Origin of the sequence: Bradyrhizobium sp. HKCCYLRH3059, from assembly GCF_051168035.1 — a bacterium.
Classification (GTDB): Bacteria; Pseudomonadota; Alphaproteobacteria; order Rhizobiales; family Xanthobacteraceae; genus Bradyrhizobium.
In genome coordinates this window covers 222,101-248,742 of record NZ_JBNPUF010000001.1, presented here as the reverse complement: position 1 = coordinate 248,742, position 26,642 = coordinate 222,101, and the positions used below count along the sequence as shown (strand labels likewise).

Here is a 26,642-nt window from a genome sequence, read left to right as displayed (position 1 = left end):
CGGCGGGGCTTGTCATGGGCCTTGAGCGGTGAGCCAGACGTTCGATCCTGCCGCTTCTGATCCTGTTGCGCTCGACAAGCTGAAATCCCGCATTCAGGCGCTGCGCGCCAAGACCATCGCCAATGGCTGCACCGAGGACGAGGCGATGTCCGCGGCCGCCAAGGTCGCCGAACTGCTCGATCGCCACGACCTGTCGCTGTCCGACCTCGAGCTGCGCGCGTCGGCGTGCGAGCGCAAGGTCTATGAGACCCATCGCAAGAAGCGCATTCCGCTCGATGACTGCATCGGCGCGATCGCGCATTTCTGCGATTGCCGGGTCTGGCGCGAGAAGAATCCGGCCGGCGAAGCGAGCTATGTGTTCTTCGGTCTCCCCGCGGATGTCGAGGTTGCGCACTACCTGGCGGAACTGATCGACAACGCCGTGCGCGCCGAACTCGGCCGCTACAAGACCTCGGCCGAGTACCGCCGGTTCCGGCACCAGGACCGGCATCTCGCCAATGCCTCCTTCGCCCTCGGCATGGTGGTGTCGATCGCCGACCGCCTGGTGGCGATGAAGGCAGCCCGGGATCAGGTCAACCAGAGCAGCGGCCGCGGCCTGGTCGTGCTCAAGACCTCGGTGGTCGATGCCGAGTTCGACAAGCTCGATCTGAAGCTGCGGTCGGCGCGCAGCACGAGCCGGATGGTGTCGACGGCGGCCTATGAAGCGGGAGGTGCCGCCGGCACCACGCTCGCGATCAGTCCGGGCGTGAGCGGCGCGCCACCGCCAGGTAGTTCGAAGCGAGGCTGACGGACGCCTGGTTCGACGTCGGCTATGGGCCCTTCAAGCACGGCCCAAGCCGGTTGCGGCGTCGTGCATCGACGTCCAGCGTCGTACTCCTAAGTATAACGACACGGCGATCTCGGCTGGCTACGACATTTGCTTCCATCCGAGTCGCTCAGCTAAGCTGCCTGCATGAGCTACTGCGTCTTCATGCATCGGACTGATTCGATCTACGACGATAGTCCGGCGGAGCAGTACCACTTCCCAAACAATATCTCGGCCGCGCGCAGGGCAGTGACTCGATCAGGGAGTGAGTCCGAGCGGCGCTGTCCGCTCGCGCTGGTAGGCTTGCCCTGGGGGCGGTGCTGCGGCTTCCCTCGACCCCGTCACATTTCGTCCATCCGTTGACTGGGGGGCGCGTCGCGTTTCGCGACGCCGCCCCATGATGGATCGCGGCGTTCTGGCCGTACCGCCCTCAGCTCTTCCCGCCCGGCCCCTTCAACGCATTCCAAGCTGCCTGATTGGCCTGATCGAACGCCTTGCGGGATTCGCTCAGGGCGGCGCTGAGCACCGACCAGGATTCGCTGCCTGTCTGTTTCAGTTTCTCGAGATGGGCACCGGCCTCTGCCGCGTCGGATTTGAGCTGCTTCAGCACGGCGTCCAGATCGGTGGTGCCGACCGTCGTCACCTTGGTCGCCGCCTCGCGAAACCTGTCAGCCGACTCCCGCCATGCCGTCGCCTGCGCGGCGGCGATGTCCTTGAAGGTCGCCTGCTGCTGGGCGGCCTGCTTGCCGGCGGCGTCGAAATAGGCCTTCATCTGCGCCTCGAATCCAGCCCAGTGCGCGTCCAGCTCGGTCTTCGCGCTGGCCAACGCGGCTTCGCCGGCCGCTGCCTGCGTCTTGAGCAGGGCTTCGAGGTCGCTGCGACGCTTCTTCAGGTCCGCCATGATCTCCTCGGTCTTCACCTTGGATGCTGCTTCGACCTCGGCTGCCTTGACCCCCAGTGACTCCAGCGCGGCATCCATCTCGTGGAGGCGCTCCCTGGCCCAGTTCAGGTAGACCTGCATCGTGCTCTGTGCCGGCATGGTTGCTCTCCTCTGATCCATCCTGCGACAAGCCATATAGAAACGAGGTCGTATAGTTTTGACCTGCATCAAGAGCTGGTGTGCCGGGGCTTCACGTTTGCGTGCAGGGCGGCAACGCCCGCCGCATGGCGAACCGCCATGGCCGGTGCTAGTCCTATCGTTCGAATACGATCACACGAGGCGCGTCGAGATGACCGGTGACGAATTTCGTGCTCTCGCCCTGTCGTTCGCCGGAACGACCGCGGCGCCTCACTTCGATCGCACCGCGTTCAAGCGGCACCGGACCTTCGCGACCCTCGCCGCCGATGGCGCATCCGCCAACGTCCTGCTCACGCCCGACGAGCAGGAGCACCATGCCGGCCTGCAGCCCGGCGTGTTTCGCCGGGTGCCGAACAAATGGGGTGATCAGGGCTGGACCACCGTGTCGCTCGCCGATGTCGACGCCACTCGCCTGCGCTCCGTGCTCGAGAGCGCGTGGCGCGCCGCGCATCGTCCGCAGCGGTCACGCGGCCGCAGCAAGCGCTGAGCCGACCCCGGCGAAACAATCGCCGGCTGCGAACGGGAGCCTCACACCTTCCGCCCGACCATCAGCAGGATGCCGCCGATCTGCGGCAGCAGCGCCAGCAGGATCAGGCGGAGCATGACGAAATCGTCGGCCGACGGCTTCATTGCGCCGCGCGACACCCAGGCGACCAGCTTGATCGCGGCCTCGGTCTGCGGATCGGCGGTCTGGCTCACCGTGGACATCGCCGCGTCCAGCGCCTGGCGACGCTCGGCGACCGCAGCCTCGCGCTCCCGACAGAACTTGCCGACGCCGCCCTTGCACTCGCGGTCGCGCGCGGTCATTGCATCCGCGAGCGCCGTCTGCGCGGCCTGCACCGCGGGCGTCACGCGCGAGGCGCGCGCCAAGGTGACGTCGCTGATGTTGGTGGAGGCGAAGCCGATGCCGGCGGTGACCGCGAACACGAAGGTCATCAGCCACACCGTCCAGCCGGTCAGTGCCGAGGCGCGGTGGCGCGCCTGCCACAGCCGTGCGGCGCAGGTCGGCATCACCAGCGCGACGAGGTCGGCGGTGACGCCGACCGCCAGAAACATGTAGCCCGCGGTGCTGTTCGAGCCGAGCGAGTGTGCGAACCAGCCGTTCATGGCCATGCCGACCGCGGCCAGCGCCAGTGCGGCCAGCTGCAGCAGGACCGACGAGGCGGTGATGCCAGCGCGCGCGGGCTTTGCCGGCGTGATCGGCGCGGCGGCCGGCACGACCTCGCCTTCGGTCGCGGCCGACGCTTCGCGCGGCGGTATCGTGGCCGGCGGCGCTGCGGCCGGGATCGCCGCGGCCGCCGCGCTGGCAGCCGCCCCCGTGCGGGACGCCTCGGCAACGGCCGGAGCTTTCGGCGGCTCGTTCACGTAGTCCAGGAAATCCGGCATGATCAGCGTCTCGGACGCGAGCATCTCGTCGTCGAGCGCCGCCATCTTGGCCTTCTCGGCCTTGTCGGCTCGGGGCCGCGGGCGTGGCTTGACGACCTTGGCGCGCTTCGGACGCGGCTTGGCCGTCTTCGGCTGCTGCCAGGGAATGATGGATGCGACTACGGACTCATCAGCCATCGGGGCTGCTCCAATCGGTGGTGATGGGCGCGACGCTGCGTTTGCACGCAGCGCTGACCGCGCCGGCATCGGGTGCACGTCTGATCGGGAATCGGGCAGCGGCCCGCCTCGAAGCGGGCCTTCGTTCTTGCGGCCGGGCTGGCGTCGCGCGAAGAAATCGTTGGCGTCTCACGCGCCCTGATCCGCCGATGATGCGGAGGGCTTGCGGTCACAAGCGCCACGTAATGAGGCGGCGCCCGGAAGGTTCTGGTCCGCGCGGGGCCGGGCCGGTCAGCCGTGCGCCCAACACCCTTGTTCTTAACCAATGGTTAACACGGATTCGCCGGTTTCGAAACCACGCTAGGCCGTCGTCGGGATGTCAGCTCGCCGGCAACGGAGAACTGCGTCTTTGCGGTCACAACCGGAGGTGACGAGCTCTTTGTTCGATGCGCGAACGCAGGGTGCCGCGCGCTGGTCAACGGGCTATGGTGGGATCTCGGAAAAGGAGCTCTGTCGTCGTCTCATGCAATGTCCGTGCGGATCAGGTCTTCCCTATGATCGCTGCTGCGGTCCCTATCTCGATGGTGACGATCAGCCGCCGACCGCCGAGGCGCTGATGCGCTCGCGCTATACGGCCTATACGCGCGGCGACATTCGCTATGTCGAAACGACGCTCGCCGCCGACCGGCGCGGTGCGTTCGATGCGGTAGCCGCGAAGGATTGGGCGACACGCGCCACATGGCTCGGCCTGCGCATCGTCTCGTCGGTCCGCGGCCAGCCCGGCGACGCCGACGGCGTCGTCAGCTTCGTCGCCAGCTATCGCGAGGCCGGCAAGACCATCGAGCACCACGAGGTCTCGCAGTTCCGCCGCGACGCCGACGGTGCCTGGCGCTTCGTCGAGGGTGACGCGCGAGCCGTCGTCACGGAGCCGAAGCGTGCGGCTGCCACCGCGAAGGTCGGCCGCAATGATCCATGCCCGTGCGCTAGCGGCAAGAAATACAAGTTCTGCTGCGGGCGGTGAGCGCAGCGGCATTTCTCGATCGCGGTGCGTCGCTGTGTTGATAGGAGGGGGGAGCCGCGACGGCGGGCTCGTCAGGTGCATCCGTGCCCCGCGAAGGCAGGCGCGCGGCACTCAAGCCGTTGGTGCCGGCGCCAATCTGGCAACGACGGTCCAGCGTCGCCGGTCTTCCCGCGCCGGCATAGTTGCGAGCGCGAATGAGATGCAAAGATCGGACGCATGCGGCGCGAACGATCGCGGCGGCTTCATTGTGGCTGGCCGATGTCTGCTCGTTTCCGTCGCGCGTCAGAGCGAGGGGGCCACGATGCCGACAGAGCGGAGGACTTCTCTGCCGCCGCCTTGACTCCGCCCAACCGGGCTGGCCTAGAAGGACGTAGTTCCTAACAGGGGTGGTATCAGGTGGCGGAGTTGGACGAGCAGGTCCGGCAGGACGAATGCGAGCGGTCGCAGGTTGCCGCAACCCCGTCGTCGGCAACGAAGGCGCTGTCACCGCGCAAGGCGGCCATCCTCGACCATGCCAACGATTTCGCCGATGCGCGCGCCGGCTGGCGCGACAAGGCGGCGTTCTTTCACAGCGAGGACGAGTGCTATCTGCGCTTTCTGATCCCGCCGGGCAGCCGCGTGCTCGAGATCGGCTGCGGCCTCGGCGATACCCTGGCATCGCTCGCGCCGTCCTACGGCGTCGGCATCGACTTCAGCGAAAAGCAGATCAAGATCGCCCGCAGCCGGCATCCTGAGCTGACCTTCATTCTGGGCGACGCGGAGGATCCGGCCACGCTCGCCGCCGCCACCGGCCCGTTCGATGTCATTCTGGTGCTCGACACCATCGGTTCGCTCGACGACTGCCAGCAGTTCATCGAGCAATTGCACCCGCTGTGCACGCGCGAGACGCGACTCGTCATCGGCTACTTCTCGCACCTCTGGTATCCGCTGCTGAAGGCTGCGGAAGCACTGGGCCTGCGGATGCCGCAGCCGGAGCAGAACGTGCTGTCGCCAGCCGACCTGCGCAGCCTGGCGCACCTGGCCGATTTCGATCCCGTCAAATCAGAGCAGCGTGTGCTCTCGCCGCTGCGGCTCTACGGCTTCGGCCGTTTCGCCAACCGCTTTCTCAGCGTGCTGCCGGGCCTGCGCGCGCTGGCGCTGCGGCACTATCTGGTGTCGCGTTCGCTGCGCTGCGTGAGCGACGACGTCCGCTCGGCCACCGTCGTCATCCCCGCGCGCAACGAGCGCGGCAACATTGAGCCGGCGGTCCGGCGCATCGCGGCGTTCTGCAACGACGTCGAGATCATCTTCGTCGAGGGCCACAGCCAGGACGGTACCTATGAGGAGATGGAGCGGGTGCGCGCGGCATTCCCCGATCACGACATCAAGCTGATGCGACAGCCCGGCAAGGGCAAGGCCGACGCGGTGTTCACCGCGTTCGACGCCGCGCGCGGCGACGTGCTGATGATCCTCGATGCCGACCTCACCATGCCGCCGGAGCAACTGCCGAAATTCTTCGAGGCGCTGCGTTCCGGCAAGGGCGAGTTCATCAACGGCTCGCGCCTGGTCTATCCGATGGACGAGGGCGCGATGCGGTTCCTCAACCTCATCGCCAACAAGACCTTCTCCTATCTGTTCTCGTGGCTCCTGAACCAGCGCTACACCGATACGCTCTGCGGCACCAAGGTGCTCCGCCGCAGCGACTATGTCAGGCTCAAGGCCGGCAAGGCCTATTTCGGCGATTTCGATCCGTTCGGCGATTTCGACCTGATCTTCGGCGCCTCCAAGCTGAACCTGAAATCGATCGACCTGCCGATCCGCTACGCCGCGCGCAGCTATGGCGAAACCCAGATCTCCCGCTTCCGCCACGGCTGGATGCTGCTGAAGATGGTCGTGTTCGCGTTCTTCAAGATCAAGGCGATCTGAGATGGCCGCTGTCTACGCCGTCGAGCCTGACCAAGCGGTGCGTGGATCGGTTGCCCATCTTCCCACATCGTCATGGCCGGGCCTGACCCGGCCATCGACGTCTTCTTTCGTCGATGAGGGCCGACATGGATGCGTGGGACAAGCCTGCGCATGACGGAGAAAGCGGTACCGAAAGCATCGGCTCCCTTTCCCGACGCCCTCGACCGCCTGACGCGCTTCGGCTGGCGCGGCGGGGTCGCGGTCGCGCTGCTGCTGTCGCTCGTGTCGTTCCTGACCGCCGGCTATTTCACCGTCTATTGGCGCAATGCCGACATGGACTTCATGGTGATCTACAATGCGCTCGCCATGAACGATGGCGGCGCACAGGCCTTCTTCGATCACCCGGCCTATCTCACCATCCTCTCGGTCGAGACCTGGTTCGCGCTGCTGCATCGGCTCGGCCTGCTCGACGCCTGGACATTGTCGGCGATCCCCGCCGATCGCGCCGCCTTCGATGTCGCGATGACCGGCGCCGTCCATGCCGGACGCGTCGCCGCGCTGCTGACGGCCGCCGGCATCATCCTCGCCTTTGCTTGGGCCGCGCGCCGGCTGGTGTCGGATTGGCGCATCGCCATGCTCGCCGTCACCGCCTTCGCCTTCTCCGGCGGCGTGCAGATGCATCTGCGCATCCTGCGCAGCGAGATGATCGCGGCGTCGTTCTGCATCCTCGCGCTGATGATCCTGATCGCGGTCGCGCGCCGCGCCAGCCTGACGCGGCCGCTCGCCGTCGGACTCGCCGCGCTGCTCTGCATGCTCGGTCTGGAGAACAAGGTGCATGCGATCCTGCTGATCGCCACCATTCCCGTGCTGGTGTTGCCGTTCGGGACGGCGACGAGCGCAAGCGTGGCGTTCTGGCAAAGCTCGCGCGCATGGGCGGCCGTCATGGTCGCCGCCGTGGCGGCGATCATCGCCGCGATCGCCGCCTGGCCGCTGGTCGCCGCCGGCTTCGACCCCGTCAATGCGACGGCTGCCGGCCTCAAGCCGATGCTGCTCGGCCGCTTCGGCCTCTATCAGTTCGCGCTGCTCGGCGTGGTCGCGGTCTGCCTGGCCGCCTTCGCGTGGTTATGGCGTGTGAGCGCGGCCGAGACCGTCGCGGCGCTGCTGGCGGTGGTGGCCAGCGCAAGCCTCGGCCTGCTGGCACTGAAGTTGAGCTACAACATCAACGATGTCGTGATCGTGCTCAATCCGCTCGAGAAGATGATCACCTATGTCGACGCGCCAGAGGCCGCCGGCAGCCTGGGCGGTGCGATCGGCCTGTTGCTGTCCGGCGTCTTCGGGGTCATCCGGCGCTACACCTTCGTGCTGCAATCGTCGGCCCGCCCCGCCGTGTTCCTGACCTGGTTGATCATCCCCGGCATTGTCATGGCCTGGCGCCGCGGTGAGCGGCAGGCGGCCATCCAAGCCGTCCTCCTGATGCTGGCGGCCATCGGCATCGACACGCTCGGCGTCCGCCGCGGGCTGAAGGTCGAGTACTTCGTCTTCACCGATCCCCTGATCATCATCGCCGGCATGGTCCTGCTCGATCGTCTGTCGGACCTGCGCTTTTCCCGCTTCGCCTATCCGATCGGCGCGGTGCTGCTCGCGCTCCATGTCGGCATCAGCCAGGCCGAGCCGGTCAAGATGGCGCTCAAGCGCAAGGGGCCCGAGGAGGTCTGCGAGTGGCGCGGCTACTACATGCCACGGCTCGTGCTGCCCTGGTGCGCGCCGCCGAACAGCCCGCCGAGGATGTGATCGAGCGAGATCTTTCCACCGCCATGGGCAATGAGGCCCAGCGCCATCGCGGCCCAGGTCAGATGGATCGGCCAGCCGTCGGGCACCGTGAGCTCGACGATGCATGTCATGAACAGCAGGCCGAGTGCCGCGAAGCGGGTACCGAGGCCGAGAATGAGCAGGACGGGGAAGGTGACCTCGCCGCAGCCCGACAGGAACGCCATCACCGTCGGCATGGGAAAGTGGTATGGCCCGCCAGGCAGATGCAGCATGAACTCGTCGCTGAACAGCGTCACGGCGGTGTCGCTCAGCCTGAGAAAGCCGTCCCATTTGAGAATGCCCGAGCGCCAGAACGGCACCGCCAGCGCAATGCGAGTGACGAGCTGGACTAGGGTGAGCGGGGTCGCGCTCTGCAGCAGCCGAACGGTCTGGCCGACGAGGGAAGGCAGCGACAGTGTCGCGGTCGGCGCCATGGAGTGGTCCGTCGTCATCATGCGTCCTCGAAACTGATGTCCGTGAAGGCGCCGGCCTCGATCAGGCCGGCAATGTTGGTGGCGAGATCGAACTCCGGCGCTGCCTCGAACGCGGCTTCCGCGGCCACGCCGAGCGGCTGCCGCGTGATCAGCAGGCTTGCGAAGATCGCGCCGCCCCGCGGCAGGTGGCGCACGGCGACGTCGAACGCGGGCCGCGTGATCAGCGCGTCCTCCGGGACCGAGCCGTCGATGCGCGGCACCGGCGCATCGCCGCGATTGGCCGAGAAGATCGTCACCGCCGCGAAATCCGAGCGCACGATGCGGGTGGCGGGATGAACGGCGAAGCGCAGCTCGGGCAACCGCTCGGGCGGCACCGTCGCCAGCGTGGCGCCGTCGAGCGGCGCGGCGTCTGCCGCGTGATAGGCGTCGAGCCAGGCCCGCTCGATCTGTGCGACGTCCGTCAGGAACGGCATCGTCCGAGCGTGCTCGTAAGCTGCGATGAAAGCGGGGAAGTCGCGTCCATAGTCGACGAGCAGCGGCGACGTCGGCGGCGTTTCGCGTACATGCGCCCGCGCCATCGCGCGGAAGAAGTCGGGACCGGTGATGCGCTGCACCGCCGGATAGATCGCGACGAGCGACTCGATCAGGCTGACCGTGACGTTGTTGCGGTAGACGTTGAACCGGCGCCCGGCCGCCTTGGCCAGCGGACCCCTGACGGCGACAGGCGTCGCGCGATCCGGCGTCAGCAGCGCCGCGGCGAACTGAGCGGCATAGTCGGACATATGCTCAGGCTGCGGCATCGCGCACCTCCTGCAAGCAGTTGGGGGCGTGGTCATCGAGAATCGTCTGCGCGGCCGCGGCCTCTGCCTTCAGCACGGGCCAGTCCGGAATGTTGCTGTCCCATTCGATCAGCGTCGGCACCGGACCGTTGCGCGCGATCACGCTGGCGAACAGTGCCCACACATCGTAGGCGACGGGGCCGTCATGGCTGTCGATCAGCAGCGGCTCGCCTTCATCGTCGGCCTGCACGGCGTGACCGGCGAGATGGATCTCGCCGACAGCGGCGAGCGGAACGTCGGCCAGATAGTCCTGTGGCGAGAAGCCATGATTGATCGCTGAGACGAACACGTTGTTGAGGTCGAGCAGGAGCCCGCAGCCGGTGCGGCGGACGATGGCGCGGATGAAGTCGGTCTCGCTCATCGTCGAGTCGTGAAAGGCGACGTAGGTCGACGGATTTTCCAGCAGGATCGGCCGGCGGATCGCGCTCTGCACCTCATCGATATGGTCGCAGACCCGTGCCAGCGTGGCGGCCGTGTAGGGCAATGGCAGCAGGTCGTTGAAAAACGTCGTATCGTGCGTCGACCATGCAAGATGCTCGGAGACGAGGCTCGGCTGATAGCGGGCGACGAGCTTGCGGAAGCGCGCGAGGTGGTCGCGATCGAGCGGCTGCGGGCCGCCGATCGACATGCAGACGCCGTGGATCGACAGCGGATGATCCCTGCGGATCGCCTCGAGCTGATGGTGTGGCGGACCGCCGGCGCCCATGTAGTTCTCGGCATGGACCTCGAAGAAGCCGCGCCGCGGCGCCTCGGCCAGGATGGCGGCCAGGTGCGACGGCTTGAAGCTGGTCCCGGCGACGCCGCCGAGAGGTGGCGGAAAGCGAAGCGGCATGGTGGGGCCCGGTGCAGGGGGGGCATCGGTGCGCATGCTGCGTCTCCGCTTTCCGCTTGGGGTGAACGAGAGCGATCAGATCGGCTTGAGCGAGCCCTTGCGGCCGCCGGGGACGTCGATGCTGGTGCAGGTGCCGCCCTGGACGAATTTCCACGCGTTGCCCTGGAAGTCGATCGTTGAGGTACCCTGGCAGGTCGTGCCGGGACCGGCGGCGCAATCGTTCTGGCCCTTCAGGGCAACGCCGAAGCATTTCTCCTTCTTGGCGGCCATTGCGGCTTCCGCTTCGGCCTTGGTCAGTGGCCCGGCCATTGCGAGGCTTGCGAGCGCGGTGCTGACGGCGCCGGCGAGCGCCAGCGTGGTGACGGTTCTCTTGGCGGACATGACAATTCCTCTCGTGTTCTGCGTCGCTCGCTTGGCGACGCGCATCTCTCCTTCGCCCGCCGCCACGACAATGTTACGCGGCGACTCCGCTCACGACCCTGTGAGCGGTATTGCGTGCTTGGGAGCTGCCCTAGTCGAGCGCAAGCCGACTCGAAGTGCCAATGCTTTGCAGACATCATCGACTTAGCCGGCCGGCATTGGCGGCTCACGCCATCGGAGCGCAGTCTGGCGGCTCCCGGTCGCGCGCCGCCCCGCGCGCCGCTCGGTCCGATCGGAGATCCACCTGCGATGATGGCGAGCGCAAAGAGCCGAGTGCCGCGCCGAGGCGCCGCCGACGAGCGGCTGACCGTCAGCATCCGCTTCGCCGTGTCGGCCCTGGTGCTGACCGCGATCCTGCTGACGGCCCTTGCCTCGAGTCTGTTGTGGTGGCGCACCTCGGAGGCGATCAGCCGTCAGCTCGCGAGCACCATCAACGCGCAGATCGCGAGCGCCGTGCGCAAGGAGGTGAGCGCGATCGTCAGCGAGGCGCGCGCCGCGCACACCGCCATCCGCACGCTGTTCCTGCAGAACGTGCTCGACACCCGCGAGGCGGACAAGCGCGAATTCGTGTTCCTGTCGCAGCTGCAGTCGCAGGCGACGATCTCATCGGCGGCGTTCGGCTGGCCGGACGGCTCGTTCTTCGCCGCCCACAAGCTCGGCGACCGGCGCCTGGAGATGATGGAGATCTCCCTGACCGATCATCCCGGCCGGCGCCGTGTCGATGAATACGACGTCGTGCCCGGCGACATCGAGTTCGCGGCACGCCGCTTCGAGCCGACCCGTTTCAAGGTCGTCGACCAGCCCTGGTTCAAGGAGAGCCTCGCTGCGGACGAACCGCGCTGGTTCAGCGTCGATCATCATCCGAGCGGAGACCGCCCGGCGATCGCGCTGGCCGGCCCGATCGATGTCTATCAGGAGCGGCAGGGCGTGCTCGCCATCATCATCGAGCACGCGCGCATCTCGCGCTTTCTCGCCCAGCTTCAGGTCGGCCGCACCGGCAGCGCCTTCATCCTGGCGCTTGATGGCGGCGTGGTCGCGGCGCCCGACGAGACCGCCGACGAGGTCAATGCCGGGCAGGGCCGCCAGCCGTTGCTGCCGATCGCGCAGCAGGCGATGCGGTCCTCGCGCGAAGGCGACGAGGCCTGGCGCGGGCGCGTGCTATCGGGCGACGGCGCCTTCGAGGTCGCGCGCACGGCGCTGCCGTTTCCCGGCTGGTCGCTGGTCACGGTGATTCCGGAAGCGGAGTTTCTCGGTCCGGTCGACGCGGCGCTGCGGCGCGTGATCATCGGTCTCGGCATCGGCGCCGTGCTCGCGGCGCTGGCCTCCGCCGCGCTGGCGCGTGCCGTCATCGCCGCCCCGCTCGGGCGTGTGGTGGCCGAACTGCGTCACGTCGAGGCCTTCGCGCTCGAGCAGGTGCGACGTCATCCCTCGCGGCTTCGCGAGATCGCGAGCCTGTCCGGCGCCATTCATGACATGGCCGGCGGGCTGTCGTCATTCGGCAAGTTCATTCCCGCTGATCTCGTCCGGCAATTGCTGCGGCAGGGCGTCGACGCCAGGCCGGGCGGCCATGTCCAGGAGCTCAGCGTGATGTTCATCGACATCGCCGGCTTCACCGGGTTGTCGGAGCGCATGGGCGACCGTGTCGTGCCGCTGCTGTCGCGCTATCTCGACCTGATCTCGACCGTCATCGTCGACCACGGCGGCACCATCGACAAGTTCATCGGCGATGCGGTGATGGCGTTCTGGGGCGCGCCGGCCGCGCAGCCGGATCATGCGGTTCTGTGCTGCCGCGCCGCGCTGGCGTGCCGAGACGCGGTGGAGGCCAGCGGCCTGTGCGACGATGACGGCCGGCCGCTCGCCATCCGCATCGGCATCAACTCCGGCCCCATGCTGGTCGGCAACATCGGCTCCGAGGTGCGTCTCAACTATACGGTGATCGGCGATGCCGTGAACGTCGCGAGCCGGCTGGAGGGCGCCAACAAGAGCTACGGCACCGATATCCTGATCGGCGAGGGCACCGCGCGGCTGGCGGGCGATGCGTTTCTCACCCGCGAGATCGACCGCATCGCCGTCTATGGCCGCGAAGAGGGCCTGCGCGTCCACGAGCTGGTCGGGCTTGCGGAGAATGTCGCCGCGCAGGACGTGCGCTGGATCGCACACTACGCGTGCGGACTTCAGGACTATCGCGCGCAGCACTTCGAGGCAGCCATCGCGGCGTTTGAAGCAGTCCTCGCGCTCAAGCCCGGCGATCGCGCCGCCGAGGTCATGATCACGCGCTGCAGGCCCCTGGCAGGCACGCGGGCGGATCATCATTGGCATCCGGTGACGGCGCTGACGACGAAGTAACGTGGCCGGTCCGACTAAGCCGACCGCAGCTTGCCGCGCAGCGGCCGCCGTCCGGCGAACACGGCGGCGAGATCCTGAGACGGCGTCGCCGCATCGTCGTCGAGCCGCAGCCGGCCCTCGACATGCAGGAAGTGCTCGCGCGACACCGCGATCGCGCGCAGCAGGTCGCGGTCGCGCAGCGCGTCGACGATCGCGCCGTGCTCGTCGACCGCGCAGATCGACTGCGCCGCCGGCTCGTATACCGACACCATCACCGAGGAGCGGCTGAGCAGATCGGCGAGCATGCGCGACAGCTCGGGATTGCCGATGGAGTCGACGAGATGGACGTGGAAGGCGCCAGACAGCCGCACCGAGGTCGCGCGATCGCCGCGCTGTGCGGCGGCGCGCTCCTCGGCCAGATGCGCATCGAGCCGCGCGAGCAGGAGATCATCGACCCGCAGCACCAGCTGGCTGAGCACGCCGGCCTCGAGTACGCGATGTGCCTCATAGACCCGTCTGATATCATCGAGCGTCGGCCGCGGCACCCGCGCGCCACGGTTCGGGATCATCTCCAGCCGCCGCTCGGCGCCGAGCCGGTGCAGAACTTTTCGGATGCGCTCGCGCGACACGCCGAAGATGTCAGCCAGCGGCGTCTCGGCGAGCTTGGTGCCGGCCTTGAGCTTGCCCTCCAGCAGCGCGCGCAGGATGGCCTGGTACACCGCCTCGTCCTCGGCGGGATTGGCCTTCCCGATTCGCTGCGCTCGCATCGCCATGAGGTTTTAGCTAGGCCCAAAGGCGCGGCACGTCACCTCCAAAAAATGTGCACATTCTGTCCGCGGCCGGGCGCGCTGCGGATCGAGACATAGCCCGGAACGCTGATCTCATTGATGAATCAAGAATGTGCACATTTGGCACGGCGCTTGCTGATCGCGGGTGACACGCCACGCGACAGCTCACACGGGATCCTCGTCATGCACCCCTTCTCCCGACGCAGCCTTCTGAAGACCAGTGCGGCCTTCGCCGCCACGCTCGCCGCGCCAGCCCTGGTGCGCGCCGCCCCGAAAGAGATCGTGATCGGCGGCCCGGCCGGCGCCGCCAAATATTTCAACTCCGACCTGTTTCCGGTGCTGGAGAAGAAGCTCGACTGCAAGGTGCTCTATGAGGGCACCAACTCGCTGACCAATCTGCAGAAGATGCAGGCCGACAAGGCGAGCCCGAAGATCTCGGTGGTGATCATGGACGACCCGGTGATGCTGCCGGCCGCGGCCGAAGGGCTGATCACCAAGATGTCGGCGTCGGCGATTCCCAATCTCGGCAAGCTGGTCGACGACGCCGTGCACCAGGACGGGATGTGGGCCAATTACCAGAAGCCGTGGGTCGGCATCGCCTATTCCACCAAGCGCATCAAGACGCCGCCCGTCAGTTGGGCCGAGCTGTGGGACGCGAAATACGACTCTAAGATCGTCGTGCCGTCGCTGTCCAACACCGAAGGGTTCTGGACGCTGCTCGCCGCCGCGCATCTCGAGACCGGCAAGCCCTACAAGGAGGCGCAGTACGAAATCGACGCCGGCTTCAAGAAGATCAAGAGCCTGAAGGCCAATCTGCTGAACGTCTATACCAACGCACCGCAGGCCATCAATCTGCTGGAGCAGGGCGAGGCCTGGATGATCGGCGGCCAGTTCTCGGCCTACACGCTGATCCGGAAAGCGGACGGCTCGCCGGTCGATCTCGCAATCCCGAGGGATGGCGGCTTCTCGATGCCGTCGGGCATCGCCAAGGTGAGCGGCGCGCCGGCCGGCGACCTCGCCGACGCCGCGATCGACTTCTATCTCAGCCCGGAGGCGCAGAGCATCCTCGCCAAGACGGCGTTCATCGCGCCGACCAATCAGGCCACGCCGCTGCCGGCCGGTTATCCCGATCCCGCGACATTGTTCGCGCCCGACTGGGCCTTCATCGCGAAGAACCGCGCCGGCTGGGTCGATCGCTGGAGCAAGGAGATGACATGAGCGCCGCTCCGCATCTCGTCATCAGCGGGGTCTCGAAGCGGTTTGGCGCGGCGACCGTGCTCGATCGCGTCGATCTCACGATCCGCCGCGGCGAGCTGGTGACCCTGCTCGGCCCGTCCGGCTGCGGCAAGACCACCTTGCTGCGTGCGATCGCCGGCCTCGCGCCGCCCGACACCGGGACGATCGCGCTCGCCGGGCGCGACGTCACCCATGTGCCGCCGCACCGGCGCAATGTCGGCGTCGTGTTCCAGAGCTATGCGCTGTTTCCGCATCTCACCGTCGCCGGCAACGTCGCCTTCGGACTGAAGGTGCGCGGCACGCCCAAGGCCGAGACCGACCGCGCGGTCGAGCGCGCGCTCGCGCTGGTCAAGCTCAGCCATCTCGGCGGCCGCCGCATCTCGGCGCTGTCGGGCGGCCAGCAGCAGCGCGTCGCGCTGGCGCGGGCGATCGCGGTCGAGCCGGACGTGCTGCTGTTCGACGAGGCGCTGTCGGCGCTCGATCGCAAGCTGCGCGAGGAGATGCAGGTCGAGCTGCGCCGCCTGCTGCAGGAGGTCAAGGCGACCGCGATCTTCGTCACTCATGACCAGGACGAGGCGCTGACGATGTCGGACCGGGTTGCGGTCATGAACAAGGGCCGCATCGAGCAGCTCGCCGAGCCGCGCGAGCTGTATGCCCGGCCGGCCAGCCTGTTCGCGCTCAACTTCGTCGGGCTGTCGACGCGCATCGCCGGCCAGGTGGTCGGCGCGCAGGACGGCACTGTGGAGGTGGTGACGCCGGTCGGCCGCCTGTCGGCGCGCGGCGCGTTCCAGCCGGGCGCCTCGGTGATCGTGGCGACGCGGCCGGAGCAGTTGCGGCTGGGCGCTGGTGACGGTGCCAACTCCGCGGCCGGCCGAGTTCGGTCGGTCGTGTTCCAGGGCTCGCGGACCCTGGTGGACGTCGATGCCGGCGCTGGCGCGAGCCTGCTCGCCGAGCTCTCGGGCCGCGAGGCCGAGCTGCCGCGCGTGCATGACGAGGTCCGCTTCGCCTGGCCCGTCGCCGAGACCTTCGCCTTCGCCGCCGAGACCTGACCATGACCGACGCCGTGCTATCAGCACCGATCGTCAAGCCCGCGCCGGATCGCGACAGGCTCGCCGCCTTCGGCTTCGTCGCGCCATCGCTGCTGATCATCGCGCTGGTGTTCGTGCTGCCGCTGGCGCTGCTCCTCGGCGTCAGCGTGCTCGACCCCAAGGGCGGCGTCACCTCGGCGCATTACGTCCGGTTGCTCGGCACGCCCTATTATCTCGGAATCATCTGGAACTCGCTGCGGCTCGGCCTGCTGACGACCCTGATCGCCTTCCTCATCTCCTATCCCGCGGCGTTCGCGCTGGCGCGTGCGCGCGGCCCACTGCGCTCGATCCTGCTGGCGACCTTGTTCCTGCCGCTCGCCGCCTCCGTCATCGTCAAGGCGTTCGCCTGGACCATCCTGCTGCGCAGCGACGGCCTCATCAACACGGTGCTGATCGCAGTCGGGATCATCGAGGATCCGATCCGCATGATCTTCACCCAGACCGCGCTGATCGTCGGCGCCGTCAACATCTTCCTGCCGTTCATGGCGCTGCCGATCTACGCGGTGGTGGCGCAGCTGGACGGGCGCTATGCGGAAGCCGCCGCGACGCTCGGCGCCTCGCCGTTCGTCGTGTTCTTCCGTGTCATCCTGCCGCTGACCCTGCCGGGCATCATCGCCGGCGTGGCGCTGGTGTTCTCGCTGTCGGTGTCGGCCTATGTGGTGCCGACGCTGCTCGTCGGCGAGAAATATCCGACGCTCGCCACCACCATCGCCAAGGCTTATCTCCTGGCGCGCGAGCCCGGCTTCGGCGCCGCCGCGGGCGTGGTGCTGCTGGCGATCGCCGTCATCGTCGTCGCGCTCAGCGCGACGCTGTCGCGCGAGCCCAAATGATGTCGCGCCTTGCCATCATCATCTGCTGGGCGCTCGCGGTCGGGCTCGCATTGTTCCTGCTGCTGCCGCTGGTCGTGATCGCCGCGGCAAGCTTCTCGCCGACGCCGGTGTTCGACCTGCCGCTGTCAGGCGCATCGCTGCGCTGGTATGGCCGCATCGGCCGGCTCGACGGTTTCTGGCCGTCGCTGTCGCTGTCGCTGCAGATCGCCGTGCTGTCGACCGCGCTGTCGCTGGTCGCCGGCACGCTCGCCGCCATCGCCATCGCGCGCGGCAGGCTGCCCGGCGCCACCGCGCTGGGCACGCTGCTGGTGTCGCCCCTGATGATGCCCGGCCTCGTGCTCGGCATCGCGCTGCTGCAATATTTCCGCATGGTCGGCTTCACCGCGACCTGGAGCGCGCTGCTGGTGGCGCATCTCGTGGTGACGCTGCCTTACGTCGCGCGCACCATGATCGCCGGGCTCTCCCGCTTCGACTTCACCTTGATCGAGGCGGCGCGCACGCTCGGCTGCACCTATGCCGGCAGCGTGCTCAGGGTGATGGTGCCGGCTTTGGCGCCGTCGTTCCTGATCGCAGGGCTGTTCAGCCTGCTGGCCTCGTTCGACAACTATCCGGTCTCGATCTTCCTGACGGATGTGCGTTCCAAGACGCTGCCGATCCGCATGCTGCAATATATCGAGGAGGCGCCCGATCCGACGTTGGCCGCGCTCTCCACCCTCATTCTTGCCGGCACCCTGGTGCTGCTGCTGATCAGCGATCGCCTGGTCGGCCTGCACCGCATGGCCGGAACCGCGGATTGACACGATGACCTCACAGCCTGCCTTCCGCCGCGATCTCACGGGCTATGCCGGCAGGCCGCCGCATCCGCGTTGGCCCCACGACGCACGCGTCGCGGTGTCGCTGGTGGTGAATTTCGAGGAGGGCTCTGAATTCTCGATGTGCGACGGCGATACGAGCAACGAGGCGATCTACGAGGTCGTGCACCGGCTCGACGGCCCCGACCCCTGCATCGACAGCCATTTCGAATACGGCACGCGGGCGGCGTGGTGGCGCATCATGGACCTGTTCGACAGCCATGGCGTCAAGGTCACCGTCAGCGCCTGCGGCCGCGCGGTGGAGCGTTCGCCGGAGCTCGCCCGCGATGCCGTGGCGCGCGACCATGAGATCTCTGCGCATGGCTGGCGCTGGCAGAGCCACGCCGGCATGGGCGAGACCGAGGAGCGCCGCGTGATCGCGCGCACGGTGGAGACGATCCAGCGCGTCACCGGCAGGCCGCCGTTGGGATGGCACACGCGCTCGGCGAGCTCGCCCAACACGCGGCGGCTGCTGGTCGAGCAGGGCGGCTTCCTCTACGACAGCGACGCCTACAATGACGACCTGCCGTATTATGTCGCCGTCGCCGGCCGCCCGCATCTGGTGCTGCCTTACGCCTTCGACAGCAACGACATGCAGTTCTTCAACGGCTCGCGCTTCCGCGGCGCGGACTTCGCCGACTACGTCATCGACGCCTTCGACTGGCTGGTGCGCGAGGGCGCGACGGCGCCGAAGATGCTGTCGATCGGGCTACATCTGCGCATGATCGGCCGCCCCGGCCGGATCGGCGCGCTCGACCGCATCCTCAATCACATCACAGGCAACGGTGCGGCGTGGATCGCGCCGCGCGCCGACATCGCCCGGCACTGGCTGGCGACGGTGCCGCCGGAATCCTGAGCGCGGTCAATCGTCGTTGGCGATGTCCTCGTCGGTCAGCGGCACCTCGATGGTGCCGCCCTCGCCGGTCGCGAGGTCGCGCTCGTCATCGATCGGCTCGCCATCCCGTTCGTCCGCGTCGAGCGGCCACAATCCGCGATCATGCCCGTTGCGTGGTGTCATGGCAGGTCCTCCCGCCGGGATAAGACCGGGCGTGCGCAATGGTTCATGCGATCCGGCCGGGGTGTGGCGGACTGGCGCAGGCCGGTTCCGGCGACTACATCTGCGCCATGGCCGATCCCACCGCGCTGAAATCCTTTCTCGATAATCACCACCGCATCGTCGTGCTCACCGGCGCCGGCTGCAGCACCAACTCCGGCATTCCCGACTATCGCGACACCGACGGGCAGTGGAAGCGCACGCCGCCGGTGACCTATCAGGCCTTCGTCGGCAGCGACGATACGCGCCGCCGCTATTGGGCGCGCAGCATGGTCGGCTGGCGGCGGTTCGGCCGCGCCCAGCCGAACGGCGCGCATCATGCGCTGGCGCGGCTGGAGGCGCAGGGCAAGAGCTCGCTGCTGGTGACGCAGAATGTCGACCGGCTGCACCAGGCCGCCGGGACCAACAACGTCATCGATCTGCACGGCCGGCTCGATCGCGTCCGCTGCCTGGGATGCGGCGCCGTGCTGTCGCGGGCCGACTTTCAGGACGAACTGGCCGGCGCCAATCCGCGCTGGCTGGCGCATGATGCGGCCGCCGCGCCCGATGGCGATGCCGATCTCGACGGCGTCGATTTCGCGGACTTCAATGTGCCGGCCTGTCGCGCCTGCGGCGGCATCCTCAAGCCCGACGTCGTGTTCTTCGGCGAAACCGTCCCGCGCGAGGTCGTCGCCACCGCGCGCGAGCATGTCGAGCAGGCCGACGCCATGCTCGTCGTCGGCACCTCGCTGATGGTCTATTCCGGCTTCCGCTTCGTCCGCGCCGCCGCGGACCGCAACATCCCCATCGCCGCCGTCAATCTCGGCCGCACCCGCGCGGATGACCTCTTGTCGCTGAAGGTGGAAGCGCCGTGCGACGAGGCGCTGGCGTTTCTGCTGGAGGAGTAGGGCGGGCCGCCCTCTCTCCGCCGTCATGGCCGGGCTTGACCCGGCCATCCATCTCCTCGGTGCTTCAGAAGATGGATGCCCGGGTCAAGCCCGGGCATGACGAAAAACTAAAATGGTGTCCGCCTCACCGCGACTGCGGTTTCTCGCGGTTCTCGATGCGGTCCTTGTTGTTGACCTGCTCGTTCTCCGGCTTGCCGACCTCGACCGTCTTGCCAGCCTGGTTGCCTGGATTGTAGTGGAACTTGCCTTCGTGATGCTCGCCCGGCTGCTTCTGCTCGGGATTGACGTTGTCGGCCATGAAACTCTCCTGTCGCTGTGCCGGACAACGTCGCGGGCGTGATGCTTGTTCCGCGGCCGAGCGCCGCGGCGCCGTTCATGCGGCATCACTCCTCTCTGTGCGGACGATCACGGAAGCCGCGCGCCCTGACCGTCATGATCCTCGCATGGGCTGCAGGGGCAGCCGCAAGCAACGAGGGACAAGGTCATGACTTCCAGCATTCGTCTTTTCGCCGCCGCCATCGTCGCCGGCGCGGGCCTGCTCGCATCCGCATCGACATCGCCGGCGTCTGCCGGCTGGGAGTGGCTGGGCAACAAGAACTACATCAACTGCCTGCAACTGTTCGCGAGCGGCAACTTCCTGATGCCGGCAAACGCCACCCCGGCCCAGCGCGCGGCCAAGCACGAAGCCGGCCGCCGCTACTGCAATCGCCAGTTCTACGGCCACGACTGAGCATGGCGGCACATGCGCAAGGCCGGGGTCGAACGCGGCCTCGGCCTTCGCCTGCGAGGCTCACGCGCCCGTCACGCGCCAGATGCAGTTGCCGACGTCGTCGGCCACCAGCAGCGAGCCGTCCGGGCCGAGCGTCACGCCGACCGGGCGGCCATAGGAGAAGCTCTCGTCCGGCGCCAGGAAGCCCGAGAGGATGTCGCGCGCCGGGCCCGACGGCCTGCCGTTCTCGAACGGAATGAACACGACCTTGTAGCCGGACAGCTTGCTGCGGTTCCACGAGCCGTGCTGGCCGATCACCATGCCCTGGGGGAAGCCGGGCAGGGCGCCCGCGGGCAGCCAGCACAGGCCGAGCGAGGCGGTGTGGCCGCCGAGCGCGTAGTCCGGCGTCAGCGCGGTCGCGACCAGGGCCGGATCCTGCGGCACGCGGTCGTCGACCGTCCTGCCCCAGTAGCAATAGGGCCAGCCATAGAAGCCGCCCTCGCGCACCGAGGTGAGGTAATCCGGCGGCGTCTCGTCGCCGAGCCCGTCGCGCTCGTTGACGACGGTCCACAGCACCTTCGTCGACGGCTCGAACGCCAGCCCCACCGCATTGCGCAGGCCTGATGCGAAGATGCGGCTCGCGCCGCTTGCGATGTCCAGCTCATAGACGCAGGCGCGGCCCTCCTCGACCTCGAAGCCAAGTTCGGCGATGTTGGTGAGCGAGCCGACGCCGGCATAGACCTTGCTGCCGTCGGGGCTGACCAGCAGGCTGCGCGTCCAGTGTCCGCCCGGCTTGAACGTGGTGAGACGCTTGCCCTGCGCATTGATCCGATCGGCGCCGGCTGCATAGGGGAAGGCGACGATGCCGTCGGTGTTGCCGACATAGAAGGTGTCGCCGACCAGCGCCATCCCGAACGGCTGGCTGAGGTTCTCCATGAAGGCGTTGCGGCGCTCGGCGGTGCCGTCGCCGTCGGCATCGACCAGCCGGGTGATGCGGTTGGCGCTGACGCCGAGCGCCGCGGCGCGGCGCATCGTCGCCTGCATCGCATAGCCGAACATGTTGCGCACCGGGCTCGGAATCTGCGTCGCTTCCGCAATCAGCACCGACTTGTCCGGCATCACATAGATCCAGCGCGGATGGTCCAACCCGGTCGCGAACGCGTTCACCTTCAGCCCCGGCGCCGCCACCGGCTTCTCGCCGTCGCGCCAGCCGCGCGCCGTCGGCATCTTCAAGGTCGGCAGCATCCCCTGCGGCTTCGCCAGGGGAATCTGCGGCTGCGCGCCCCACGCCGGCTGCGGCGTCTCCCCCTGCAGCTTGCGCCACTGCAGCGCCGCATTGCCAACCAGCGCGACGCCGCGCGCAACGATCGAGGAGAGGGTTGTCATGGGAGTCCTGTGAGGGCTTTGATGCAAATGGGATCTGATGGGCGAGGGACCATCGAGCGATGGCAAAGGGCCAATCTGTTATGATCTACCACGCCCACCGTGACAATTGCATGGGTCGCGGATCGGGGCTGCGGAACCCGGGGCTTTCACCTGGCACGCATTCACGTATCAGAGCCAACCTCCGGCGGCGTCTGGCATGCGGGGCGCTGCGGCTGATCGTGCAGTGCCGATCGGCAATTGGCGTGGCTTGGTCAAGCCCAACTATATCGGCGCCATTGCTCGCAACGAAATGGGTCGTTGCGACGCTGAAGCGCGCAGATCGGTTGCCCGTCATGCCGGGCTTGTTCCGGGCATCCACGTCTCTCCCCGACGAACGACGAGGATGGCCGGGACGAGCTCGGCCATGACGATGAGGAAAGAGACAGGCACGATCTTCCCGAAATGCGGTCGCCCCGCATCATCCTCGGCCAGCCCATCTCGTCAAAATTCTTCCTTGCTCTTTTTCCGAAATCATGCTCTACTCCCTGCATCCCGTCCTCATGCAGAGGGGCGTACGCGTCGTCACGATACGTTGAGGCGGGGAGCGGTGGCCGCGAGTGTTGTCAGGTGCTGATGCGCTGGACGATTGGCAGCTCGCGGACGTTCAAGCCGTGTGGTCCTGGCGCCCCGATGCTGGCGCCAAGTCTGGATGACATGACGTGTCATCAGGCGACGGGGGCAAACAAGCCGGTCCCCGGGGAGAGCTCGGAGCAGACGTTAAACCCATCGCGCAGGGAGGGCCGGGTCTGTCCGGCTGAACCTGTGGTTCCTGCCCCGTGCAATTTTTCCGCACGGGGGCCACGGGCCTCAGTCGAGGTCCGGCCTTCCCTGCGCCCTCGGCATTTCCGGAGGGTTTTGATGAGAGCAATCTCGGGCGCGATCGCGCCGCGGGAGGTGTTGGTGTGTCTGCGTGCATCATGATCGACTTGCCGTGGCGCTGAGAGAGCCGCCAGCGCGCACAATGTCGCCGCAGCCGTGGCGCCGTCATCGAATTGCGCTACACTGGTGTCACACGCTGCCGGCGCGTTGGCCGGCCGGACGACAATGGAAGTCAGGGGGATGCACGGCATGACGGGGGTGATCAATTCAGGCGCAGCGCGATCGTCTGCGTCAGGTGTCGCTCTCACGCGCGGACTCTCCCGATGACGTCGCTCGACAAGTCCGCCTTCACGCCGCATGCCCTGCGCGAGAGCGTGCTGAACGAGGTGCATGCGCGGCCGTTCACGCCGCTGACGCAGCCGGTGCTGGTGATCCGCTTCGCCTTCATGGCGAAAGGCGACAGCGCCACGACCGACCGCGCCAGCCTCGCCGCGTTTTGCGCGCAGCGCGGTGCGCCGCCGCCGGAGCCGGGCGTCAAGCATCACCAGGTCGATCTCGGCCCTGTCAGGCTGCGCTTCGAGCAGCATTCGGAATTCGCCACCCTCACCTGGATCTGGAGCCCGCCCGCGGACTCAGGCCCGCGCCGCTTCGGGGCCATCGCGCCCGAGCTGCAGGCACTGATCGCGGCGCTGCCGCAGGCCGGCGAGCTCTTGGTGGCGGTCAAGCTCGAGGTCGAGAACGCGGCCGATCCGGTGGCGCGCGCGGAGGAGATCTTCGACAAGAGCAGCCTCGCCATCGTGACGATCAAGGGCAGCGCCGGCGCGGTCGCCTCCGACTTCCGTCTCGACGACGACGGCTTCACCCGCATCCTGGTCTGCGCCGACGGCCCGACCCCGGAGCGGCTCGGGGCGCTGGTGCAGCGCGTGCTGGAGCTCGAGACCTACCGCACTTTGGCGCTGCTCGGCCTGCCGGCTGCGTTGGCGCTGGCGCCGGACGTCGACCGCATCGAGCGGCGGCTGGTCGAGGTGCTCGCGGAGATGCAGGGCGCGCAGTCGTTCAAGCTCAACAACCATTTGCTGCGCGAGCTGACCGAGCTCGAGGCGCTGCTGGAGCGCGGCGCCACCGGCAGCCTGTTCCGGTTCGGCGCCAGCCGCGCCTACTACGATCTGGTGCAGGCCCGTCTGGCGGTGATCGAGGGTGAGCCGGTCGCGCCGTATTCGAGCTGGTCGTCGTTCCTGGCGCGGCGCACCGCGCCGGCGATGCGCACCTGCAACGCGCTGGAAGGACGGCAGTCGAACCTGTCGCTCAAGCTGGCGCGCGCCGCCGACCTGCTGCGCACCCGCGTCAATGTCGAGCTGGAGCAGCAGAACCGCGATCTCCTGCGCTCGATGAACGAGCGCACCAAGCTGCAGCTGCGCCTGCAGAGCACGGTCGAGGGGCTGTCGGTGGCCGCGATCGGCTATTACGTCGTCAGCCTGTTCGGCTATCTCGCCAAGGGCGCGCATGACACCGGCCTGCCGGTCGAGCCGACGCTGGCTACCGCCGCCTTCGTGCCGGCCGCGATCGCGCTGATCTGGTTCACGACCCACCAGATCCGCAAGCGGCATCTCAAGGAGGACCACGAGGCGGAGAAGGCCGAGCAGGAGTGAACGGCCGGGCGCCTTGCCAGCGTGCGGCCGGACGGCTAAGCGGCGGGCTGGTCAGCAAGAGGCAATGAGACGATGAGCGGTGCGACGATCGATTTCCTGGTTCACGCGGATGGTGCGGCGACGCGGCAGCGGATCACGCTGAGCCGCCTCGTCATCGCCGGCTGGACCGGGCGCGATCCGGTCGCCCGCGACAAGCACATCGCCGAACTGGAAGAGCTCGGCATTCCCCGGCCGGCGACGACGCCGATCTATTACGAGGTCGCGGCCAGCCGGCTGACGACGTCGGACAGCATCGAGGTCAGCGGCGGCGACTCCTCCGGCGAGGTCGAGTTCGTGCTGGTGCAAGCGGGCGGAAGGCTGTTCGTCGGCGTCGGCTCCGATCATACCGACCGCAAGGTCGAGACCTACAACATCACCGTGTCCAAGCAGATGTGCGACAAGCCGGTGGCGCCCGGGCTGTGGCTGGTCGACGACGTCGCCGCGCATTGGGACCGACTGATGCTGCGCGCCTATGCGACGATCAGTGGCGAGCGCGTGCTGTACCAGGAGGGTGCGCTGAGCGGCATGCTGGCGCCTTTCGACCTGATCGCGCGCCGCTATGGTGACGCCGGCCTGCCCGAGGGCACCGCGATGTTCGGCGGCACCTTTGCCGCCAGGGGCGGCATCCGCCCCGCCGACCGCTTCGAGTTCGAGCTGGTCGATCCCGTGCTGAACCGCGCCATCCGCCACGGCTACGCGATCGAGCAGCTCGTCATCGCCGGCTGAGGCGGCGCGCGATCACGTTCGCGTGCGGCGGAATGCGCTAACGATCAGGCCGCGGCGCGTCGTCGCGGCCGTCGCCATGCATGGCCGCATTCGCGCAGGCGTTGCGATCCGCAAGGGCCTGTTAAGCAAGGCGGCCTATCGTGCCGCAGTGTGCCGAAGCGGGACCATGGCCTCGTTTCGCGTTCTGGTCCGGCACACCATGTCACGGCATGAGACGCAATGCGGCTGGCATATCCTTAATCGATCCTTACCTGATAGCAGCGGATTCGACGGGTCGGACGACAAGGGCGATTAACTAGAAGTTTAGGATTGGGTTTGTGCGCGTGAACGCCTCCCTTAAGGGTTTTATTAAATACCCCGGGAATTGGGAGAGTGCGGTGCGCGTCGCGATCGTCCACGATTGGCTTTACGTTCTTGGCGGCGCCGAGAAGGTCCTTCAGGAGATCCTGCGCTGCTATCCCGGCGCCGACGTCTTCACGCTGTTCGACCTGCTGCGTCCCGAGGACCGCGCCAAGCTGGGATTCGAGAAGTCGCACACCAGCTTCCTGCAGAAGATGCCGCTCTTGCGGAAGTATCACCGCTCCTATCTGCCGCTGATGCCGCTCGCGATCGAGCAGCTCGATCTGTCGAGCTACGACCTGGTGATCTCCTCCAGCTGCGCGGTGGCGAAGGGCGTTCTGACCGGGCCGGAGCAGCTGCACATCGCCTATGTGCATTCGCCGATGCGCTATGCCTGGGATCTGCAGCACCAGTATCTGCAGGAGAGCGGCTACGCCACCGGCGTCAAGGGCCTGATCGCTCGCGCCTTGTTGCACAAGATGCGGATCTGGGATGCGCGCACCGCGCACGGTCCCGACGCCATCTTCACCAATTCGCAGTTCGTCGCCCGCCGCATCAAGAAGATCTACGGCCGCGACGCCAAGGTGATCTATCCGCCGGTGACCATCGCGCAGCGCGATGCGATCCTGCCCGTCGGCAACCACTTCCTCGCCGCGAGCCGGCTCGTGCCCTACAAGCGCATCGAGCCGATCGTGCGCGCCTTCAACACCATGCCGGACCTCGAGCTGGTCGTGGCCGGCGACGGTCCGGAAGCCGCGCGGCTGAAGTCGATCGCGGGGCCGAACGTCAAGTTCGCCGGCTTCGTGCCCGACAAGCAGCTGCGTGACCTCATGACCACCGCCCGCGCCTTCGTGTTTGCGGCGGAAGAGGATTTCGGCATCATCCCGGTCGAGGCGCAGTCCGAAGGCGCACCGGTGCTGGCGCTCGGCCGCGGCGGTGCACGCGAGTCGATCCTCACCACGGGGCCGCGGCCGACCGGCATGTTCTTCGGCTCGCCCGAGCCCGAGGCGATCGCGGCCTGCGTGCGATCGTTCGTGGCCAAGGAGAAATCGATCTCGCGGCTCGACTGCCGCCAGCGCGCCAGCTTCTTCTCGGCCGAGCGTTTCCGCAGCCAGTTCGTCGCGGCGGTCAACGAGGAGATCGACAGTTTCCGTGCGGGACATCAGGGCCGCGCGACGCGGCTGATTGCGTAATATTGGATGTGGTACGGGTG

At 67.6% G+C, this 26,642-nt stretch carries 26 protein-coding genes and 1 pseudogene; 17 read left to right on the top strand and 10 right to left on the bottom strand.

The window, feature by feature from the left end; translation table 11 throughout:
* Positions 1–28 precede the first annotated feature (28 nt).
* The gene (locus ACQR13_RS01145; protein ID WP_434862516.1) at positions 29–787 is read left to right on the top strand and encodes a DUF7168 domain-containing protein; all 759 of its coding nucleotides are present in this window, start codon (positions 29–31) and stop codon (positions 785–787) included.
* A 165-nt stretch (positions 788–952) separates the two neighbouring features.
* Positions 953–1,050: pseudogene (locus tag ACQR13_RS01140) on the top strand (HNH endonuclease); the annotation flags it as partial.
* Between the two features lie 185 nt (positions 1,051–1,235).
* On the opposite strand, the gene ACQR13_RS01135 reads toward ACQR13_RS01140, so the two are convergent.
* The gene (locus ACQR13_RS01135; protein WP_316173650.1) at positions 1,236–1,844 is read right to left on the bottom strand and encodes a hypothetical protein; all 609 of its coding nucleotides are present in this window, start codon (positions 1,842–1,844) and stop codon (positions 1,236–1,238) included.
* Between the two features lie 190 nt (positions 1,845–2,034).
* Here ACQR13_RS01135 and ACQR13_RS01130 point away from each other — a divergent pair, with 190 nt between their 5' ends.
* Positions 2,035–2,370 carry an MmcQ/YjbR family DNA-binding protein gene (locus tag ACQR13_RS01130; RefSeq protein ID WP_434862515.1) on the top strand — a complete coding sequence of 112 codons (336 nt, stop codon included), beginning with the start codon at positions 2,035–2,037 and terminating at the stop codon, positions 2,368–2,370.
* 41 nt (positions 2,371–2,411) lie between these two features.
* On the opposite strand, the gene ACQR13_RS01125 is transcribed toward ACQR13_RS01130, so the two are convergent.
* The gene (locus tag ACQR13_RS01125; protein ID WP_434862514.1) at positions 2,412–3,446 is read right to left on the bottom strand and encodes a hypothetical protein; all 1,035 of its coding nucleotides are present in this window, start codon (positions 3,444–3,446) and stop codon (positions 2,412–2,414) included.
* A 502-nt stretch (positions 3,447–3,948) separates the two neighbouring features.
* On the opposite strand from ACQR13_RS01125, the gene ACQR13_RS01120 reads away from it, so the two are divergent.
* The 3 genes from ACQR13_RS01120 (at position 3,949) to ACQR13_RS01110 (ending at position 8,121) form a co-directional block, all read left to right on the top strand.
* Positions 3,949–4,446, top strand: a complete 498-nt coding sequence (locus tag ACQR13_RS01120) for a YchJ family protein (RefSeq protein ID WP_315750660.1) — start codon at positions 3,949–3,951, stop codon at positions 4,444–4,446.
* A gap of 396 nt (positions 4,447–4,842) precedes the next feature.
* A complete protein-coding gene (locus tag ACQR13_RS01115) occupies positions 4,843–6,351 on the top strand; it encodes a bifunctional class I SAM-dependent methyltransferase/glycosyltransferase family 2 protein (protein ID WP_315750661.1) in 1,509 nt (502 codons plus the stop codon).
* A gap of 150 nt (positions 6,352–6,501) precedes the next feature.
* Positions 6,502–8,121 carry a hypothetical protein gene (locus tag ACQR13_RS01110; protein ID WP_315750662.1) on the top strand — a complete coding sequence of 540 codons (1,620 nt, stop codon included), beginning with the start codon at positions 6,502–6,504 and terminating at the stop codon, positions 8,119–8,121.
* Here ACQR13_RS01110 and ACQR13_RS01105 read toward each other — a convergent pair.
* The 4 genes from ACQR13_RS01105 to ACQR13_RS01090 are packed head-to-tail and all read right to left on the bottom strand — an operon-like array spanning position 8,061 to position 10,625.
* A complete protein-coding gene (locus ACQR13_RS01105; protein WP_409977912.1) occupies positions 8,061–8,591 on the bottom strand; it encodes a DoxX family protein in 531 nt (176 codons plus the stop codon). The two genes, ACQR13_RS01110 and ACQR13_RS01105, sit on opposite strands and share 61 nt — an antisense overlap.
* On the bottom strand, positions 8,591–9,373 hold the full coding sequence (locus ACQR13_RS01100; protein ID WP_315750664.1) for a DNA-binding domain-containing protein: 783 nt from the start codon (positions 9,371–9,373) through the stop codon (positions 8,591–8,593). Before ACQR13_RS01100 ends, ACQR13_RS01105 begins: the two co-directional genes overlap by 1 nt.
* Positions 9,360–10,280, bottom strand: a complete 921-nt coding sequence (bufB, locus tag ACQR13_RS01095) for an MNIO family bufferin maturase (protein WP_315750666.1) — start codon at positions 10,278–10,280, stop codon at positions 9,360–9,362. The genes ACQR13_RS01100 and bufB overlap by 14 nt, the downstream gene beginning before the upstream one ends.
* Before the next feature lie 39 nt (positions 10,281–10,319).
* On the bottom strand, positions 10,320–10,625 hold the full coding sequence (locus ACQR13_RS01090; RefSeq protein ID WP_315715966.1) for a BufA1 family periplasmic bufferin-type metallophore: 306 nt from the start codon (positions 10,623–10,625) through the stop codon (positions 10,320–10,322).
* A gap of 288 nt (positions 10,626–10,913) precedes the next feature.
* On the opposite strand from ACQR13_RS01090, the gene ACQR13_RS01085 reads away from it, so the two are divergent.
* The gene (locus ACQR13_RS01085; protein WP_434862513.1) at positions 10,914–13,010 is read left to right on the top strand and encodes an adenylate/guanylate cyclase domain-containing protein; all 2,097 of its coding nucleotides are present in this window, start codon (positions 10,914–10,916) and stop codon (positions 13,008–13,010) included.
* Positions 13,011–13,024: 14 nt separating this feature from the next.
* Here ACQR13_RS01085 and ACQR13_RS01080 read toward each other — a convergent pair whose 3' ends face one another.
* Entirely contained in the window at positions 13,025–13,762 is a 738-nt protein-coding gene (locus tag ACQR13_RS01080) for a GntR family transcriptional regulator (RefSeq protein ID WP_316169928.1), read from the bottom strand.
* A 198-nt stretch (positions 13,763–13,960) separates the two neighbouring features.
* On the opposite strand from ACQR13_RS01080, the gene ACQR13_RS01075 reads away from it, so the two are divergent.
* The 5 genes from ACQR13_RS01075 to ACQR13_RS01055 are packed head-to-tail and all read left to right on the top strand — an operon-like array spanning position 13,961 to position 18,638.
* Complete coding sequence (locus ACQR13_RS01075; protein WP_434862512.1) at positions 13,961–14,995, top strand: extracellular solute-binding protein; 1,035 nt, start codon at positions 13,961–13,963, stop codon at positions 14,993–14,995.
* Positions 14,992–16,062, top strand: coding sequence for an ABC transporter ATP-binding protein (locus tag ACQR13_RS01070; protein WP_315715970.1), 1,071 nt, complete (start codon positions 14,992–14,994; stop codon positions 16,060–16,062). Before ACQR13_RS01075 ends, ACQR13_RS01070 begins: the two co-directional genes overlap by 4 nt.
* A gap of 2 nt (positions 16,063–16,064) precedes the next feature.
* Positions 16,065–16,931, top strand: coding sequence for an ABC transporter permease (locus ACQR13_RS01065; protein ID WP_434862511.1), 867 nt, complete (start codon positions 16,065–16,067; stop codon positions 16,929–16,931).
* Positions 16,928–17,728, top strand: coding sequence for an ABC transporter permease (locus ACQR13_RS01060; protein WP_315715972.1), 801 nt, complete (start codon positions 16,928–16,930; stop codon positions 17,726–17,728). Before ACQR13_RS01065 ends, ACQR13_RS01060 begins: the two co-directional genes overlap by 4 nt.
* A 4-nt stretch (positions 17,729–17,732) precedes the next feature.
* Positions 17,733–18,638, top strand: coding sequence for a polysaccharide deacetylase family protein (locus ACQR13_RS01055; protein ID WP_315715973.1), 906 nt, complete (start codon positions 17,733–17,735; stop codon positions 18,636–18,638).
* Positions 18,639–18,644: 6 nt separating this feature from the next.
* On the opposite strand, the gene ACQR13_RS01050 is transcribed toward ACQR13_RS01055, so the two are convergent.
* On the bottom strand, positions 18,645–18,800 hold the full coding sequence (locus tag ACQR13_RS01050) for a hypothetical protein (RefSeq protein WP_315715974.1): 156 nt from the start codon (positions 18,798–18,800) through the stop codon (positions 18,645–18,647).
* Positions 18,801–18,838: 38 nt separating this feature from the next.
* Between ACQR13_RS01050 and ACQR13_RS01045 the strand changes: the two genes are divergently transcribed.
* The gene (locus tag ACQR13_RS01045) at positions 18,839–19,723 is read left to right on the top strand and encodes an NAD-dependent protein deacetylase (protein ID WP_315825798.1); all 885 of its coding nucleotides are present in this window, start codon (positions 18,839–18,841) and stop codon (positions 19,721–19,723) included.
* Positions 19,724–19,847: 124 nt separating this feature from the next.
* Here the strand turns inward: ACQR13_RS01045 and ACQR13_RS01040 are convergent, their stop codons facing one another.
* Positions 19,848–20,021, bottom strand: a complete 174-nt coding sequence (locus ACQR13_RS01040) for a hypothetical protein (RefSeq protein ID WP_315715975.1) — start codon at positions 20,019–20,021, stop codon at positions 19,848–19,850.
* Between the two features lie 186 nt (positions 20,022–20,207).
* Here ACQR13_RS01040 and ACQR13_RS01035 point away from each other — a divergent pair, with 186 nt between their 5' ends.
* Positions 20,208–20,453, top strand: coding sequence for a hypothetical protein (locus tag ACQR13_RS01035; RefSeq protein ID WP_316185596.1), 246 nt, complete (start codon positions 20,208–20,210; stop codon positions 20,451–20,453).
* 60 nt (positions 20,454–20,513) lie between these two features.
* Here ACQR13_RS01035 and ACQR13_RS01030 read toward each other — a convergent pair whose 3' ends face one another.
* The gene (locus ACQR13_RS01030; RefSeq protein WP_434862510.1) at positions 20,514–21,818 is read right to left on the bottom strand and encodes a PQQ-dependent sugar dehydrogenase; all 1,305 of its coding nucleotides are present in this window, start codon (positions 21,816–21,818) and stop codon (positions 20,514–20,516) included.
* Between the two features lie 1,181 nt (positions 21,819–22,999).
* Between ACQR13_RS01030 and ACQR13_RS01025 the strand changes: the two genes are divergently transcribed.
* From ACQR13_RS01025 to ACQR13_RS01015, 3 genes are all read left to right on the top strand, one after another.
* Positions 23,000–24,325: a DUF3422 domain-containing protein gene (locus tag ACQR13_RS01025; protein WP_315825800.1), complete on the top strand. Its 1,326-nt coding sequence runs from the start codon at positions 23,000–23,002 to the stop codon at positions 24,323–24,325.
* Positions 24,326–24,397: 72 nt separating this feature from the next.
* Positions 24,398–25,090 carry a DUF2848 domain-containing protein gene (locus ACQR13_RS01020; protein ID WP_316169919.1) on the top strand — a complete coding sequence of 231 codons (693 nt, stop codon included), beginning with the start codon at positions 24,398–24,400 and terminating at the stop codon, positions 25,088–25,090.
* A gap of 377 nt (positions 25,091–25,467) precedes the next feature.
* Positions 25,468–26,622 carry a glycosyltransferase gene (locus tag ACQR13_RS01015; protein WP_315750689.1) on the top strand — a complete coding sequence of 385 codons (1,155 nt, stop codon included), beginning with the start codon at positions 25,468–25,470 and terminating at the stop codon, positions 26,620–26,622.
* Positions 26,623–26,642: the final 20 nt, after the last annotated feature.